Annotated in this window: 18 protein-coding genes; 10 read left to right on the top strand and 8 right to left on the bottom strand. The window is 34.3% G+C overall.

From position 1 onward, the window contains the following. Positions 1-115 precede the first annotated feature (115 nt). The gene (locus tag ACA31_RS11695) at positions 116-1,015 is read left to right on the top strand and encodes a PLP-dependent cysteine synthase family protein (protein ID WP_057513494.1); all 900 of its coding nucleotides are present in this window, start codon (positions 116-118) and stop codon (positions 1,013-1,015) included. Further along, positions 1,015-2,160, top strand: coding sequence for a bifunctional cystathionine gamma-lyase/homocysteine desulfhydrase (locus ACA31_RS11690; protein ID WP_057513493.1), 1,146 nt, complete (start codon positions 1,015-1,017; stop codon positions 2,158-2,160). The genes ACA31_RS11695 and ACA31_RS11690 overlap by 1 nt, the downstream gene beginning before the upstream one ends. A 154-nt stretch (positions 2,161-2,314) precedes the next feature. On the opposite strand, the gene ACA31_RS11685 is transcribed toward ACA31_RS11690, so the two are convergent. Continuing rightward, positions 2,315-2,785 carry a thioesterase family protein gene (locus ACA31_RS11685; RefSeq protein WP_057513492.1) on the bottom strand — a complete coding sequence of 157 codons (471 nt, stop codon included), beginning with the start codon at positions 2,783-2,785 and terminating at the stop codon, positions 2,315-2,317. Between the two features lie 337 nt (positions 2,786-3,122). Here ACA31_RS11685 and ACA31_RS11680 point away from each other — a divergent pair, with 337 nt between their 5' ends. Together ACA31_RS11680 and ACA31_RS11675 are read left to right on the top strand one after the other, a co-directional pair. Next, on the top strand, positions 3,123-4,205 hold the full coding sequence (locus ACA31_RS11680; RefSeq protein ID WP_057513491.1) for a YkvI family membrane protein: 1,083 nt from the start codon (positions 3,123-3,125) through the stop codon (positions 4,203-4,205). 124 nt (positions 4,206-4,329) lie between these two features. Beyond that, the gene (locus tag ACA31_RS11675) at positions 4,330-4,536 is read left to right on the top strand and encodes a hypothetical protein (protein WP_002511563.1); all 207 of its coding nucleotides are present in this window, start codon (positions 4,330-4,332) and stop codon (positions 4,534-4,536) included. A 263-nt stretch (positions 4,537-4,799) separates the two neighbouring features. Here ACA31_RS11675 and ACA31_RS11670 read toward each other — a convergent pair whose 3' ends face one another. Genes ACA31_RS11670 through ACA31_RS11640 form a run of 7 tightly spaced genes read right to left on the bottom strand, consistent with a single transcriptional unit; the run spans position 4,800 to position 9,843 of the window. Continuing rightward, positions 4,800-5,642 (bottom strand): urease accessory protein UreD, encoded by an 843-nt coding sequence (locus ACA31_RS11670; protein ID WP_057513490.1) that lies wholly within the window; start codon positions 5,640-5,642, stop codon positions 4,800-4,802. After that, positions 5,642-6,256, bottom strand: coding sequence for an urease accessory protein UreG (gene ureG, locus ACA31_RS11665; RefSeq protein ID WP_057513489.1), 615 nt, complete (start codon positions 6,254-6,256; stop codon positions 5,642-5,644). Before ureG ends, ACA31_RS11670 begins: the two co-directional genes overlap by 1 nt. Before the next feature lie 13 nt (positions 6,257-6,269). Beyond that, the gene (locus ACA31_RS11660; RefSeq protein WP_057513488.1) at positions 6,270-6,959 is read right to left on the bottom strand and encodes an urease accessory protein UreF; all 690 of its coding nucleotides are present in this window, start codon (positions 6,957-6,959) and stop codon (positions 6,270-6,272) included. Continuing rightward, entirely contained in the window at positions 6,952-7,404 is a 453-nt protein-coding gene (ureE, locus tag ACA31_RS11655; RefSeq protein ID WP_057513487.1) for an urease accessory protein UreE, read from the bottom strand. The genes ACA31_RS11660 and ureE overlap by 8 nt, the downstream gene beginning before the upstream one ends. Positions 7,405-7,414: 10 nt before the next feature. Then, positions 7,415-9,130 carry an urease subunit alpha gene (gene ureC / locus ACA31_RS11650; RefSeq protein WP_057513486.1) on the bottom strand — a complete coding sequence of 572 codons (1,716 nt, stop codon included), beginning with the start codon at positions 9,128-9,130 and terminating at the stop codon, positions 7,415-7,417. Next, complete coding sequence (locus ACA31_RS11645) at positions 9,127-9,525, bottom strand: urease subunit beta (RefSeq protein WP_057513485.1); 399 nt, start codon at positions 9,523-9,525, stop codon at positions 9,127-9,129. Before ACA31_RS11645 ends, ureC begins: the two co-directional genes overlap by 4 nt. A gap of 15 nt (positions 9,526-9,540) precedes the next feature. After that, positions 9,541-9,843, bottom strand: a complete 303-nt coding sequence (locus ACA31_RS11640; RefSeq protein WP_057513484.1) for an urease subunit gamma — start codon at positions 9,841-9,843, stop codon at positions 9,541-9,543. A gap of 212 nt (positions 9,844-10,055) precedes the next feature. Between ACA31_RS11640 and yut the strand changes: the two genes are divergently transcribed. The 6 genes from yut (at position 10,056) to ACA31_RS11610 (ending at position 15,808) form a co-directional block, all read left to right on the top strand. After that, positions 10,056-10,961 carry an urea transporter gene (gene yut / locus ACA31_RS11635; protein WP_057513483.1) on the top strand — a complete coding sequence of 302 codons (906 nt, stop codon included), beginning with the start codon at positions 10,056-10,058 and terminating at the stop codon, positions 10,959-10,961. A 119-nt stretch (positions 10,962-11,080) separates the two neighbouring features. Then, a complete protein-coding gene (nikA, locus tag ACA31_RS11630; protein WP_057513482.1) occupies positions 11,081-12,559 on the top strand; it encodes a nickel ABC transporter substrate-binding protein in 1,479 nt (492 codons plus the stop codon). Then, positions 12,556-13,533, top strand: a complete 978-nt coding sequence (gene nikB, locus ACA31_RS11625; RefSeq protein ID WP_057513481.1) for a nickel ABC transporter permease — start codon at positions 12,556-12,558, stop codon at positions 13,531-13,533. Before nikA ends, nikB begins: the two co-directional genes overlap by 4 nt. Next, complete coding sequence (gene nikC, locus ACA31_RS11620; RefSeq protein ID WP_057513480.1) at positions 13,533-14,354, top strand: nickel transporter permease; 822 nt, start codon at positions 13,533-13,535, stop codon at positions 14,352-14,354. The genes nikB and nikC overlap by 1 nt, the downstream gene beginning before the upstream one ends. Next, positions 14,347-15,126, top strand: a complete 780-nt coding sequence (locus ACA31_RS11615; protein ID WP_057513479.1) for an ATP-binding cassette domain-containing protein — start codon at positions 14,347-14,349, stop codon at positions 15,124-15,126. The genes nikC and ACA31_RS11615 overlap by 8 nt, the downstream gene beginning before the upstream one ends. Next, entirely contained in the window at positions 15,119-15,808 is a 690-nt protein-coding gene (locus tag ACA31_RS11610) for an ABC transporter ATP-binding protein (RefSeq protein WP_057513478.1), read from the top strand. Before ACA31_RS11615 ends, ACA31_RS11610 begins: the two co-directional genes overlap by 8 nt. Positions 15,809-15,850: the final 42 nt, after the last annotated feature.

The following is a 15,850-nucleotide window of genomic DNA, read 5'->3' as shown; positions in this document are numbered from 1 at the left end:
TTTTACAATACTTTAATTATAAAATTTGCAAAAAGGGTTCGAATTATTTATAATTCATATCAGTATAGTAAGGAATGGATAAAACATTAAAAACACCTGTGTGTGGAGGACTATAATGATTGCATATGATTTAATCGGCAATACGCCTATGGTATTATTAAAATATTTTAGTAATGAGGATGTTCAAATTTATGCTAAATTAGAACAATTCAATCCTGGTGGTAGTATTAAAGATAGACTTGGGAAGTATTTAATTGAAAAAGCTTTAGAGAACAACTTAGTAAAAAAAGGTGGAACTGTAGTAGAGGCATCAGCAGGCAATACGGGTATTGGCGTAGCTATTGCAGCCAACCATCATAATATAAATGCAGTGATTTTTGCACCTGTAGGTTTTGCAGAAGAAAAAATATCCATTATTAAAGCCTTAGGTGCTGAGGTTAGAAGAACTGAGAAAGCACTAGGCATGCAAGGTGCTCAAGAAGCAGCAAAGCAATTTGAATTGCAAACGGGTGCACATTATTTAAATCAATTTGAATCTGCTAACAACCCCAAAGCATATTTAGAAACATTGGGTAAAGAAATTACAGAAGTATTGCCAGAAATAGATTATTTTGTAGCAGGTATAGGTTCGGGAGGCACATTTACAGGTGTTGCAGAGCACTTAACTTCCTTTAATGTAGAGAATGTCATTGTTGAACCAGAAGGTTCTATATTAAGTGGAGGAGCTCAACATGCTCATGATATTGAAGGTATCGGTTCTGAAAAGTGGCCTCAGTTTTTACCTGAATCCTTAGTTTCTGATATTGTTAAAGTATCTGATAAAGAAGCTTTTGAAAATGTAGCATTATTGGCAAAACGAGAAGGCTTACTTGTAGGGAGTTCCTCTGGCGCAGTCTTACAAGGTGCATTAGAAGTGAAAAAACATATCAATAGTGGCGTTATTGTAACGATTTTTCCTGATGGTAGTGATCGATACATGTCACAACAAATCTTTAATTATAAGGAGAATCATTAATGAATAAAAAAACACAATTAATTCACGGCGGATCTACTACAGATCCATATACAGGTGCTGTAACTACACCTATTTATCAAACAAGTACATTTATGCAAGATGACATCGGTGATATGAGACAAGGATATGAATATTCTCGTTCAGCTAATCCAACACGTAGTTCATTAGAAGGCTTAATTGCTGATTTAGAACATGGTCAATATGGTTATGCATTTGGTTCTGGTATGGCAGCAATATCTGCAGTGATTATGTTATTAGATGAAGGAGATCATTTATTAATCAATTCCGACGTTTATGGTGGCACATATAGAGCACTAACAAAAGTATTTTCACGTTTTGGAATAAAAGCAGATTTCATCGATACAACACATATAGATGAAGTGGAACAATATATTAAACCAGAAACAAAGATGTTATATATTGAAACACCTTCAAATCCATTGTTAAGAGTGACAGATATTAAAAAATCATCAGAAATTGCACAGAAACATAATTTGATATCAGTTGTTGATAATACGTTTATGACACCATATTTCCAAAATCCATTAACATTGGGTATTGATATCGTATTGCATTCAGCCACAAAATACATTGGCGGTCATAGTGATGTCGTTTCAGGTCTAGTTGCTACAAACGATGAGAACCTAGGTGAGCGTATTGGATTCATTCAAAATTCAACAGGCGGCGTGTTGGGACCACAAGATAGTTATTTATTAATTCGTGGCATTAAAACATTAGGGCTAAGAATGGAACAAGTACAGCGTAATGCACTTTCAATTATTGAAATGTTGCAACAACACCCAAATGTTAAACAAGTATTCCATCCAAGCATTGCTGAACATTTAAACCATGATATCCACGAAGCACAATCAGAAGGGCATACTGGCGTTGTTGCTTTTGAAGTTGAGGATATAGAAAGTGCCAAAGCAGTTATCCGTGAATCACAATATTTCACATTAGCTGAAAGTTTAGGCGCAGTAGAAAGTTTGATTTCTGTACCAGCATTAATGACACATGCATCGATTCCTAAAGACATCCGTGCCAAAGAAGGGATTGCAGATGGACTAATTCGTCTTTCTGTTGGAATTGAAGATACTGAAGATTTAGTAGCAGATTTAAAACAAGCCTTAAATCACTTAAACTAATTAATAAGAGAGCCTCCAATCATTTGGAGACTCTCTTTGTTATATAAGATAATAGTCTATGTGGTATTGTTTGGAGCCTTTGCCTGTTATATTGGATAGATGGTTTATTGAACTTAAGTTTAAGTACAATATAAACCTCCTATGTATCGCATAGTTATTTTTTAGGAATACCAATCACATGACCGAGTTGTTTAGGTGCTTCGAAGGATTGTTGACGATCAAAATAAGCTTTAATTTTATCATAAACAGGTTGAGGAAACTGCATGCTGCGACGTGTTTGATTACTTACACCCATCATGATTACTTCATATGTAGCATTACGTTCGTCTTGTTGATTATATATTGTTAAGAAGAGGTGAACTCTTTTGGCATCATAATCATAAATGTGAATTTTAATATAAAAGGAATCATCTAGTAATAATTCCTTTAAAAATGAAATATGCGCTTCCATACTAAATATCGTTACTTCTTGACTAGGACGATATGAAATTGATAAATCTACAGATTCAAAAAAACCAACAACTGCATCACTGAAAATCGAATAATATTGTGCATCGTGCATATGATTATTACGATCAATCCATGATGGTTGGACGGTATTTCTATATATGTATTCTTCTGCCATGAGATCACTCCTATAATTTTTTTAATCTTGGACTATATAATTGTATCAGTTTTATAGTGGAAAGTTTAAATATTTGTTTTCTCTATAATGATATTATTATTAGTTAAAAATAGAGTGTTATATAGTGTAAAACTGTCAATGATAAGGATTTTTAGTGGTTTGAAAAGTAAAGCCAAGTGAGTTAATATGAATATGTAAACGTTTTCATTATTGCGGAAGACTATATGGATTTTCATTTTATAGATATGTACAAAGGGGTTATAGAATGTAATGCGTTCTATTTCACAATGATGATTTTACAATTTTTTTAATATTACTATTAACAAAGGGGATTACTATGAAGAAGGTATTTTTAATAGGTAGTGCCTTAATTGGTATAATTGTAGGTGCTGGATTTGCTTCAGGACAAGAAATACTACAATATTTTACTAGTTTCGGTAAGATGGGTATATTTGCAGCAATTGTTTCAACCATGTTATTTTCATATATTGGTATGGTACTTGTATGGCTAGGTAGTAAGTTTAAAGCACAGAGTCATAATGATGTAATACATAAATTAACAGGTGGTAAATTGTTTGGTAAAGTGCTTGCATGGGTGATAGATATTGTACTCATCATCGCTTTGTTTGGATTTGGTGTCGTAATGCTTGCAGGTGGCGGCTCGAATTTTGAACAACAGTTTGGTATACCGGCAGTAATTGGAACACTATTAATGGTTCTTTTAGTATTTTTATGCGGTATGTTACGTGTAGATAATGTTGTTAAAGTTATAGGTAATATTACACCGTTATTGATTATAGCTATTCTCGTTGTTGCGGTTTATTGCTTGTTTACAATGTCAGGTACATATAATGAACTTACTGACATAGCTAAAGGACACACATCAGCTGTGCCGAATTGGTTTATTTCAGGTGTTAACTACGTTTCGCTAAACATCAGTTTAGGAGCAACTATGGCAATCGTTATGGGAGGTAGTGAGAAAAATCCTAAGATAGCTGCATGGGGTGGCTTCGTCGGAGGATTCGTTTTAGGTATAATGATTATGATAAGTCATTTTGCGATACTTTCTAAAATTGAAACGGTAGGAGATTTACCAATGCCGATGTTAGGTCTCGTAAATGACATATCACCAATTTTAGGTATATTTATGTCTATTATTATTTATTTAATGATATTTAATACATGTTTAGGTATGTTCTATTCACTTGCTACTCGTTTTACTACTCCTGAAACAATACAGTTTAAAATATTTTATTTAGTATCTATTTTAATTGGATTTGCAGTAAGCTTTGCAGGATTTACAGACTTAATGTCATTCTTTTATCCATTCATTGGTTATTTAGGATTAGTATTAATTGTGGTGTTAATTTACGCACCATTTAAAGTTAAACGATTAGAGAAAAAAGGGGAATTACCATAACATAATAGAATTAAAATCATGATGACTATTTATATGGGCTTTATTTTACAAATTTGAATATTAAGATAGAATGAAAAGTCACAGAACTAAGAAAAACAGATTGTATTGTGAGAGTAGTACTATTATGGTATTTGTTGCATTAATATTATTTATTTTATCTTTAGTCTTACTTATTTATTCTATCGCATTATTAATGGGCAAGGATGGTTCGTTATTTAGTTTGTTTACGGACGGAGAAAAAACTTTAACTAAAGGGCAAAAGTTATTGATTTATATCGTTACGATTGTTTTATTAGTGATAAGTTTAGTTTGGTTACTTAATTTAATTTAAACCTGTGTTCTGTAGTTCAAAAAAATTATATATATTAAAAAAGCCTCTAAGTACATTTTGAGTACTTAGAGGCTTTTTTAATATCGATAGCACATACGATGAATTCGCACACTTTCCGTAGTTGCAATCTCAGACTGTAATTCTTTAGATTGTGCTAAGTAAATATAATTGGTGTATCTGTCCCATATGAAATCAAATTTAAAATGTTGATTTAATTTAAAAATCCCCCTAAGTACATAAAATGTAATTAGGGGGATTAAAGACTAATATTTTCTTAAAAAGTCAACGTCACGATCGAAGATTTCTTTAACAACATAAGTTTGTAATGTTGTTAAAATCTTTTCGATTACTTGCGTTTTGTTAGATAAAATACGAATGCTAAAACCATGTGTTGGTAAGTGTGTAATACCAAAGCGACAATCATATTCTTGTTGCAAGTGTTTAATTTGATCGTATACGTTATCTATGAATTTTTGGTTAACATCTGGGTGGATAAAATAACAAGAACCCAAGTGGCTATAATGCTCCATATAACCAATATCATCAACTTTATTTTTAGTTGGATCAAGTAACATATTATCAAATACAACGAGATTATCGTCTACATAAATTTCATTTAATAAATGCATATAAGTGTAGCTAAAGGCTTTGCCTTCTTTAGAATACCCTGGTGTTAAAATATCTGTATAAAATAAAGATGCTGTTGAACTCAAGTTAAACGTGTTATGTTGGTAGAATTTGGCATTTTCAAAAGCGATAATTGGATCGCCTACATATTCTGCATAAGCGTTATCTTTAATATTGAAATTTTGATATTGTTCCACATGATCATTTAACGTTTTATAAATCTTCGTTGCACCTTGCGAAGTTAATATCACTTTCGCATTAGTGTCTATATTAAAGTTCATGTTATAGCGGTCACCATCTAAATAACCGCCACCTACGTTTACAATATAAAATGTGGGGATATCAGAGCCGTTTAAGTAGACTGGACGCATTACTTTTAACGCTCTTTCAAAAAAGATGTCACGCGCAACAGATTTTTTCCCATTATTAAAAACAGTTAAATCTAATTGGCCAGTCCATTTTGGATTTGACGCAGACATTAAGCTAATCCTTTAAGAAATACATCTTGTTCAATCCACTCAAGTACATCGTCTAAGCCATCATCAGTTTTAAGATTTGTAAAAGTGAATGGGCGGTTACCACGGAATGCTTTTGTATCTTCTGCCATGCGTTCTAATGATGCATCAACATAAGGCGCTAAGTCAGTCTTATTGATTACAAAGTAGTCAGATTTAATCATACCTTGTCCACCTTTGCGTGGAATTTTTTCGCCTTGCGCCACATCAATAATATAAATTGAAAAGTCAACGAGTTCTGGACTGAAAGTTGCAGCTAAGTTATCGCCACCAGACTCAATGAAAATAAGTTCTATATCTTCATTGCGTTCTTTTAATTCATCAATTGCTGCAAAGTTCATTGACGCATCTTCACGAATTGCTGTGTGTGGGCATCCACCCGTTTCAACACCGATAATTCTATCTTCAGGTAATACACCTGAGTTAACTAATATTTTTTCATCTTCTTTTGTATATATGTCATTAGTGATAACACCAATGCTCAAGTCTTTTGCTAAACGTTTAACAATTTTCTCGATAAGTTGGGTTTTACCTGCACCGACAGGGCCCCCGATACCTATTTTAACTGTCTCTGTCATAAAAATTGTCCTCCTAAGATATAAAAATTCTTACATTGACGTTCTCGTGTTCCATCTGATTGATTTCTAATCCTGGCGCAGTAATACCTAATTGGGATTCATCCAATGTCAAGATACTGTTTCTTGTCTCTTTCATAAGTGGAATCATATGATGGACAATGCGTTGACCAGCAGTTTGCCCTAAAGGAATTGCACGTACAGCATTTTGAGTTAAACTAGACACGTTTTGATATAAATAATAATCAATAATTGTCTCGATATCGACACCTAAATGATGACCAAGCATTGTAAAACAAATAGCAGGATGCAAATTAGCTTTTTTCTCTTTTAGTTGCGCATTGTACCAGTCAATCCAGTCACTATCATAAAGCTCGGAAGCGAGTTTGACCATGCGATTACCCATTTGTTTTGAACCTTGTCGTGTTTCTTTTGGTAAATTTTGTACGAAAAGAATTTTATCTAATCGCAATATAGCTTCTGAATCATTTTGATCAAGCGCATCATAGACTAGGCGCATTGCTAAGCCATCTGCGTATGTCAATTGTTCGTTTAAGAATAACGCGAGCCATTTTTGAAAGCTTTCTTCGTCATGGACTGTGTCACGTTGAATATAAGTTTCGAGACCAAAAGAATGACTAAATGCACCAGTCGGGAATTGAGAATCACAAAATTGAAACAGACGTAGGTGTGCATGATCAGTCATGTGAATGACCTATATGTCTAAATGCTTTATTTACTTTACGATCTTCATGCTCGTATGGAATCCCTAAATCTTTTAATAATGATTCGACCAAGTAGTCGTATTGTACAAGCATTTCAGTTTCTGTAAATTGTGCTGGCAAATGTCTGTTTCCAAGTTGATGCGCGATATCTCCCATTTCTTGAAGCGAACGTGGTTTAATAACGAGTAAATCTTCAGAATTTACATCTACGATAATCATATTGGTATCGTCTTTATATAAAATATCGCCATATTGTAAATCAATAGGTTGTTTTAAACGTATCCCAATTTCATTACCATGGTCTGTCGTTACACGTTGAATACGTTTAACTAAATCAGAGTTTTCCAAGTATACTTTTTCTGTATGTTTACCTTTTTCACTATCAGCAATGTTAGCGATATTTCCTACAATTTCTTCGATGATCATTTTTTACCTCCTAGAATAAGAAATAGCGTTGAGTTAACGGTAGTTCTGTAGCTGGTTCACTTGTGATTTTTTCACCGTCTACGAATACTTCATATGTTTGTGGATCAACATCTATTTTTGGTGTTGCATTGTTGTTTTTCATATCTGCTTTACTTAACTTACGGATATTGCGAACAGGTCTCACTTTACGTTTTAAGCCGAGAACTTTATCAATATCATTTTCATATGCTGTTGAAGATACGAAAGTCATTGAAGTACTTTGCATATTGCCGCCTAATTGTCCGTACATTTTACGGTACTTCAATGGTTCGGAAGTTGGGATAGAACCATTAGCATCACCATTAATGGCTGTACTAATGAGTCCGCCTTTAAGGATGACGTCTGGTTTTACGCCAAAGAAAGCAGGTTCCCACATGATAATATCGGCGAGTTTGCCTTCTTCAATAGAGCCAACATAATCTGAAATACCATGTGTAATTGCAGGGTTAATCGTATATTTAGCGATATAACGTTTGATACGATTATTGTCATTATGTTTACTGTCTCCCTCTAATGCACCACGTTGTTCTTTCATACGGTGCGCAACTTGCCAAGTACGTGTGATCACTTCACCGACACGACCCATAGCCTGAGAATCAGAACTTACCATACTAAATACGCCAATATCATGTAACACATCTTCTGCTGCAATCGTTTCTTTACGAATACGTGAATCAGCAAATGCGATGTCTTCAGGGATTGCAGCGTTTAAGTGATGGGTAATCATAACCATATCTAAATGTTCATCTACAGTATTTACTGTGTATGGGAGCGTAGGGTTTGTAGAAGAAGGTAAGATGTTTGGATAGGCAGCAGATTTAATTAAATCTGGCGCGTGGCCACCACCAGCACCTTCTGTATGATACATGTGTAATACGCGGTTTTTAACTGCGGCCATCGTTTCTTCCATAAAGCCAGCTTCATTTAATGTATCGGCGTGTAGTGCGATTTGAACATCATAGTCATCTGCGACTTGCAAAGCATGGTCTAATGCTGAAGGCGTTGCTCCCCAGTCTTCATGTACTTTTAAGCCAATCGCACCAGCATGTACTTGCTCTACTAAAGCGGTGTGATTTACTGCTTGCCCTTTACCAGTGAAACCAATATTTAATGGCAATGATTCCGCCGCTTCTAACATGCGGTGTAGATGCCATGGTCCTGGTGTAACTGTAGTTGCTTTAGACCCTTCAGATGCACCAGTACCGCCACCAATATGCGTAGTTATACCACTTTCAAGCGCAACTTGTGACTGTTCAGGGTTAATAAAGTGAACGTGTGTATCGATACCACCTGCAGTAATGATTTTACCTTCTGCAGAAATGACATCAGTCGTAGCACCAATAATAATATCTACATTATCCATAATGTCAGGGTTACCTGATTTACCGATTTTCAAGATGTAACCATTTTTGACACCAATATCAGCTTTAACAATTTTGTCATAATCAATTATCAAGGCGTTTGTAATGACTAAATCTGGAACTTGTTTATCATCACGCGTTACGTTAGGGTTTTGAGCCATCCCATCTCTGATGGATTTACCGCCACCAAATGCAGCTTCATCACCATACGTTGCGTAATCTTTTTCTACTCTTGCGAATAAATTTGTATCTCCAAGTCTTACAGAGTCACCAACAGTTGGACCATAAAGACTTGTATATTGTGATTGCGTCATTTTAAAACTCATGCTTTATACCCACTTTCTTTATTAGCATTTTCGTCATCTTCATTTACTTCATCTGTTGATAAATCTTCATCTCTATAGACACGAGATTCATCAATTGGCCCATTCACAGCACCGTGAAAACCATAAATTTTTCGTTTGCCAGAATATTCAACGAGTTGAATTTCTTTCTCATCACCCGGTTCAAAACGAACGGCTGCACCTGCCGGAATATCCAATCGTTTACCATAGGCTTTTTCATGGTCAAAGTCTAGCGCTGGATTCGCTTCGAAAAAGTGATAATGTGAGCCGACTTGTATTGGTCGATCTCCAGTATTTTTTACATTAAGTATTGTGGATTCATGACCTTTGTTTACTTCTATTTCTGTACGTTTAACTATAATTTCACCAGGTTTCATAATATAAATCCTCCTTTATACAATTGGGTGATGGACGGTAATTAATTTAGTTCCGTCAGGGAAGGTCGCTTCAATTTCCATTTCTGTTAGCATGTCGGCAACGCCTTCCATCACATCATCTTCACTTAATATTTGTTTCCCATAACTCATAAGTTCTGCTACAGTTTTCCCATCTCTAGCACCTTCAAGTAGTTCGAAACTAATTATGGCTACTGCTTCTGGATAATTTAACTTTAACCCTCGTTGTTGGCGTCTGCGTGCTAAATCTGCAGCTACGACTAACATCAACTTATCTTGTTCACGTTGAGTAAAATGCACGAGCTTCACTACCTTTCAATTATTAATATGTGTACGTTATTTATCTCCACATTTTCAATAATAGGCTGATTATAATTTAACTACAAGAATAACCCCTTGCAAGCGTGAAAAATAAAAAAGACTTTTATAATGAATGATATGTATCTCTTTAAATTTCGTAGATATTAATATATTATTATTTAAGTCAAAGTATATAGAAATCAGGTGACGATGTGGACGCAATTCGGATAATATTGAAGAATATTGCGCAGGTATTATTACTGAACAATTCGTGGACAGGGTTGTTTATTTTAGCAGGTATTTTTGTAGGCAATTGGAAAGTAGGACTAATGGCTTTAATTGCAAGTGTCATTTCGTTATTGCTCGCAAAACGCACGAATTATTCACAGGAAGAAATCAATACGGGATTGGCCGGGTTCAATCCCGTATTGACTGCGATTGCATTAACATTATTTTTGGTGCCAGAATGGTATAGTGTGGTTATTGTATTACTCGCAGTTATTATAACGATGCCCATTGGTTCGGCATTCAGAGAGTTTTTCAAACCATTTGGTGTGCCAATGTTAACAATGCCATATGTATTTGTAAGTTGGATTGTATTACTCATGTCATTCCAATTTAAATTTGTGAACGCAGATGTTAATATATTGCCGAATGTTGTTCAGGAAATTAAGTTTTCTGGTCATAGTATCGATTTTATAAGTGCATTTTTAACGGGTTTCAGTGAAATCTTTTTACTCAAAAATATGATCGCAGGTATATTAATTCTTGTTGGTATTTTTATTGCCTCTAGAAAAGCAGGTATATTTGCAATAATTGCAAATATTATAGGTTTTGCAGCAGTCACGGTTCTTGGTGGTAATCACGACCAAATTAATGATGGTCTATTTGGTTATAATGTCATACTTACAGTGTTAGCTTTAGGTGTAGCATTTAGTACTAGGATTCCGCGTTATATAAGTATTGTGTTAGGCATTCTGCTAACTGTCGTATTACATGCAGGCATGACTACGTTATTAACGCCATTTGGCTTGCCGGTATTTACATTGCCATTTATTATTGCTACGTGGATTATGTTATTTGCGGGTAATCAAATGAAAGAACAAGAAATAGAGTGATATAACATTAAAAATTAAAACAATATGATTAAAAGTGTAGTTAACCATATTGTTTTGAGTTTTTTAATATAAATTTCTAATTGATTTTAAGAGTAATTTTTTAGAAAGAAGGAATGTAAATGAAAAGAATAGTTGTATTGTTTGCAACCGCAGCAATTACTTTAGCAGGTTGCAGTGGATCTGGAAATCAATCTAAAGCAAACACATTAGACATTGAGTTACCTCTAAAAACAACTTCAATTGCCCCTTATGAAACAGATGTGCCAGTGAAAATTGGTGCAGCAGAATCTTTGTTTAAAGCCTCCGCCGAAGGAAAAGTTCAAAAATTATTAGTTGAATCGTATAATCAAAAGTCACCAACTCAACTAGATTTGAAAATAAAAGATGATATTAAATTTCAAAATGGTAAAAAAGTGACTGGTAAAGCAGTGAAGTCTAGTTTGGAAGAAAGTATTGAGAAAAGTGACTTGGTAAAAGGTTCACTTCCTATCAAGGACATTAAAGTAGACAGACAAAATGTTACGATTACGACAAAAGAAGCATATCCTGAATTAGTTTCAGAGCTTGCTAGTCCATTTTCAGCGATTTATGATACGGAAGCAGCGGGCGATGTTAATACAACCCCTGTTGGTACTGGGCCATATCAAATTAAAGACTATAAGCAATCTCAAAAAATTAAGTTAGATCAGAATAAGGATTATTGGCAAGGTAAACCGAAACTAGAGCATATCAATGTTACATATCAAGAGGATGGTAACGCACGTACAAGTGATTTAGAATCAGGTAAAGCAGATGTCATGACAGATGTACCTGTTGAAAAAGTGAAAACGCTAAAAGAGAATGATAAAACAAATGTATCAAGTGTCTCAGGATTTAGAACAGGCTTACTCTTATATAACCATACAAGTGATAAGATGACTCAACCTGTACGCGAAGCACTCGATAAAGTAATAGATCGTGAAAGTATTGCTAAAAATGTGTCTAAAGGTCATGCTGAACCAGCGACTGGACCTTTCAATACAAAATTAGATTTCATAGAGGATCAACAAATACAGAAACAAGATATAGATAAAGCTAAGAAAATAATGGAAAAAGAAGGCTATACAAAAGAACATCCATTACAATTAACAGTCTCAACATATAATGGGCGTCCAGAGCTTCCGAAAATTGCACAAGTCATCCAATCAGATGCTAAAAAAGCAAATATTGATATTAAATTACGTAATGTGGATGACATCCAAGGTTACCTGAAAGATAAAAGTCAGTGGGACGCATCACTTTATAGCTTTGGTACGATTCCAAGAGGAGACACAGGTTATTTCTTCAACCAAGCGTATAAACCACAAGGTGCGATTAACGCAGGTGATTATGATAATGAAAAAGTGACTGGGCTAATAAATCAATTTAATAAAACAGTAGATACAAATGAACGTAATCGTTTAACAAATGAAATTATTGATATAACTAGCAATGACTTAGCAAATAGCTATATTTCATATAATGATAATATTGTCGGTATGAGTAAAAATGTAGAAAACTTAAAAGCAACACCTGAAGGCGTCTACCTTATCGATTATAAAGTGGATAAAAAACAATGATATTAAAAAATATATTTTATAGAATTGGACAAATGATCATTGTATTGTTTGTCCTTTCTACTATCACTTTTATATTAATGAAGCTTACGCCAGGAGACCCAGTCGACAAAATTTTACATTTAGATGTAGCTAACGTTTCAAGTGAACAAATTGAAGCCACCAAACAAAAATTAGGTTTAGATCAACCCGTAGTCATCCAATACATTCAATGGTTAGGGCAAATTGTACAATTGAACTTTGGTACGAGTTATCAAACAGGTGAACCTGTAATCAATGAATTGATTTATTATACGCCACCTACAGCATTCATTGCTGTTTTGACTATTATTATTGTTTTTATTGTAGCAGTACCATTAGGTATTATTGCAGCGAAATACTATCACAGTTGGATTGATACATTGATACGGACAGTTACATCTTTTACTGTTAGTATACCTTCCTTTTTTTTGGGAACCTTATTGATATATGTATTCGCTCAAAAACTCAACTTACTTCCATCATCTGGATTAGATTCGTTAGCAGGGTACGTATTACCTGTGATAGCACTTAGTGTAGGTATGAGCGCCTATTATGTCAGGTTAATGCGTTCTAATTTAGTAGAACTTTACCAATCAAAAGAAGTCGAAGCGGCTCGACTCAGAGGGATGTCTGAACGTTATATTTTATGGAAAGACTTGTTTAAACCTGCTATTATACCGGTTGTTACAGTCTTGGGTATGTCTATAGGGAGTCTTATCGGAGGCACAGTTGTTATTGAGAACTTATTTAGCATACCAGGTATTGGCCATTTCCTAGTTGATAGTATTAGAGCAAGGGATTATCCTGTTGTGCAAGGGGCAGTCCTTATGATCGGCTTCTTTGTAGTTCTAGCTAACACTATCAGTGACATACTGCTATTATGGTTAGATCCAAAACGTCGATACGATAAAAAACGTAAAAAGACTAAAGTAGAGCGTCAGGATGGTGAGAGGTAATGAAACATATTAATAAACACAATCTCATTTTCTATGCTTTCGCCTTCTATCTCATCGTAATTATAATAGCGCAATTTTTTGTTTCAATTAATAGTGCGTTAGAAGTACATTTAGATAATGCTTTGGAAATGCCAAGTTTGAGCCACTGGTTAGGAACAGATGATTATGGTAGAGATTTATTATCGAGAGTTATCGTTGGGGCAAGGTACACTTTACTCATTAGTTTGATTACATTACTTGTTACGGTAATTATTGGTGTCCCACTCGGACTTCTAGCAGGATATAAAAAGGGCATCGTTGATACAGTGATTATGCGTTTAATTGACATTGGACTAAGTATTCCGGAATTTGTATTGATGATTGCATTTGCTAGCTTTTTTAAACCAAGTATTTGGAATTTAGTCATCGCTATTACAATAATTAAATGGATGACATATACAAGACTTACACGTTCTGTAGTAAGCAGTGAAATGATGAAACCTTATATACAAATGGCTAAGCTATTTAATGTGCCAACGCGTACAATTATTTGGAAACATTTTTTACCACAAGTTACGCCATCTGTTATTGTGCTGATGACTGTGGATTTTGGTAAAATCATTCTTTATATTTCATCACTATCCTTTTTAGGACTAGGTGCGCAACCACCTTCACCTGAATGGGGTGCAATGCTTAATGCTGGACGTGACTATATCAGCGCTTATCCATTACTATTAATTGTTCCAGCAACTTTAATTACACTAACAATTTTATTATTCAATTTAGCTGGTGATGCATTACGAGATAAATTATTAAAAGGGAAGCGTGATTTGGATGACTAATATTCTCGAGATATCCAATCTATCAATTAAAGATAATTCAGGAACTGAACTCATCCATAATATCAATCTAGGGCTAAAACAAAGTAAAGTAAATGTCCTAGTTGGCGAAAGTGGTTCAGGCAAAAGTTTAACTGCCAAAGCACTCGTTCAACGTGTACCACACGCATTAGATATGGATTTCGATGCACTATATTACAAAAAGCAAAATGTCAGAGATATGCATACTTTATTAGGCAAAGATATAGGTTTTATTTCTCAAGACTATACACACAGTTTTAATGATCATACAAAACTTGGTAAGCAACTTATAGCTATTTATAGAATGCACTATAAAGTAAAAAAAACAGTAGCAAAGCAATTTGTCACAAAGGCATTACAATGGGTAGATTTAGCACCTGATCAAGTTATGGAACGATACTGTTTTAGCTTATCTGGAGGCCAACTTGCTAGGGTGCAAATTGCGAGTGTTTTAATGTTGAATCCAGAAGTCATTATCGCTGATGAACCAACATCATCATTAGATGCGATAACGGGTTATAATGTAATGAACTTAATTAAACATTTGGCGGAAGTGCATCAAGTGACTTTATTAATAATTACACATAATTTATCACATGTTTTAGATTTTAGTGACTGGATTAATGTGATACACCACGGAGAAGTGATAGATTCTAATCATGTTAAAGCCTTTAAAAATCACAATGTAAACCCTTATAGCTTGAAGTTATTTAATTCCCGTAGCCAGCTAAGAAGGGAGAATGATTATGATTGAATTAACAGGAATAAACTTTAAATACGATCAAGAGCCTATTTTAACTAATATTAACCTGACCATAAAAGCGGAGGAAATTATTGGTATTGTAGGTGAAAGTGGTTCAGGAAAGACAACTTTAGCGCATCTCATGCTAGGTTTACTTCAACCTAATCAAGGTCTAATCAGCACGCACGGATTAACATTATTACCTATATTTCAGCATGCATATGACAGTTTTAATCCGAAATTTAATATGAAGAAATCCTTAGCAGAGCCTATACAGTATTATAAAGACACTGTTACGAGTGATGTAAATCGAAGAATGAAAGCATTGATGACATTTATGGAATTAGATGCTAAGTTGTTGGATAGGTTACCTGATGAATTAAGCGGTGGTCAATTGCAGCGATTTAATACAATACGCACACTTATGTTGGAACCAGATATGCTTCTATGTGATGAAATTACAGCCAGCTTAGATGTTATTGCGGAGCAAAAAATGATTGAAGTTCTGAAAGATTATCATCACAGAACACAAAAAGGCATGTTAATGATTTCGCATGATATTGCTTTTTTAAATCATTTGGTTCAAAGAGTTATTGTAATGAAAAAAGGCATCATTGTAGACGATTTTAATATAGAGGACTTATTTAGTGATCAACGACATGAATATACAAAACAGTTACTTTCTATATATTAAGAAAATAACTGTTTGTTTATATAACATTTACAATCATTTAGA

The organism is Staphylococcus sp. NAM3COL9 (genome assembly GCF_001431205.1).
Taxonomy (GTDB): Bacteria; Bacillota; Bacilli; order Staphylococcales; family Staphylococcaceae; genus Staphylococcus.
This window is presented reverse-complemented; position numbering and strand designations above follow the sequence as displayed.

Coding starts and splice junctions, on each gene's coding strand:
- ACA31_RS11695 (WP_057513494.1), top strand. CDS start 116: ATGATTGCATATGATTTAATCGGCAATACGCCTATGGTATTATTAAAA.
- ACA31_RS11690 (WP_057513493.1), top strand. CDS start 1,015: ATGAATAAAAAAACACAATTAATTCACGGCGGATCTACTACAGATCCA.
- ACA31_RS11685 (WP_057513492.1), bottom strand. CDS start 2,785: ATGGCAGAAGAATACATATATAGAAATACCGTCCAACCATCATGGATT.
- ACA31_RS11680 (WP_057513491.1), top strand. CDS start 3,123: ATGAAGAAGGTATTTTTAATAGGTAGTGCCTTAATTGGTATAATTGTA.
- ACA31_RS11675 (WP_002511563.1), top strand. CDS start 4,330: ATGGTATTTGTTGCATTAATATTATTTATTTTATCTTTAGTCTTACTT.
- ACA31_RS11670 (WP_057513490.1), bottom strand. CDS start 5,642: ATGTCTGCGTCAAATCCAAAATGGACTGGCCAATTAGATTTAACTGTT.
- ureG (WP_057513489.1), bottom strand. CDS start 6,256: ATGACAGAGACAGTTAAAATAGGTATCGGGGGCCCTGTCGGTGCAGGT.
- ACA31_RS11660 (WP_057513488.1), bottom strand. CDS start 6,959: ATGACTGATCATGCACACCTACGTCTGTTTCAATTTTGTGATTCTCAA.
- ureE (WP_057513487.1), bottom strand. CDS start 7,404: ATGATCATCGAAGAAATTGTAGGAAATATCGCTAACATTGCTGATAGT.
- ureC (WP_057513486.1), bottom strand. CDS start 9,130: ATGAGTTTTAAAATGACGCAATCACAATATACAAGTCTTTATGGTCCA.
- ACA31_RS11645 (WP_057513485.1), bottom strand. CDS start 9,525: ATGAAACCTGGTGAAATTATAGTTAAACGTACAGAAATAGAAGTAAAC.
- nikA (WP_057513482.1), top strand. CDS start 11,081: ATGAAAAGAATAGTTGTATTGTTTGCAACCGCAGCAATTACTTTAGCA.
- nikB (WP_057513481.1), top strand. CDS start 12,556: ATGATATTAAAAAATATATTTTATAGAATTGGACAAATGATCATTGTA.
- nikC (WP_057513480.1), top strand. CDS start 13,533: ATGAAACATATTAATAAACACAATCTCATTTTCTATGCTTTCGCCTTC.
- ACA31_RS11615 (WP_057513479.1), top strand. CDS start 14,347: ATGACTAATATTCTCGAGATATCCAATCTATCAATTAAAGATAATTCA.
- ACA31_RS11610 (WP_057513478.1), top strand. CDS start 15,119: ATGATTGAATTAACAGGAATAAACTTTAAATACGATCAAGAGCCTATT.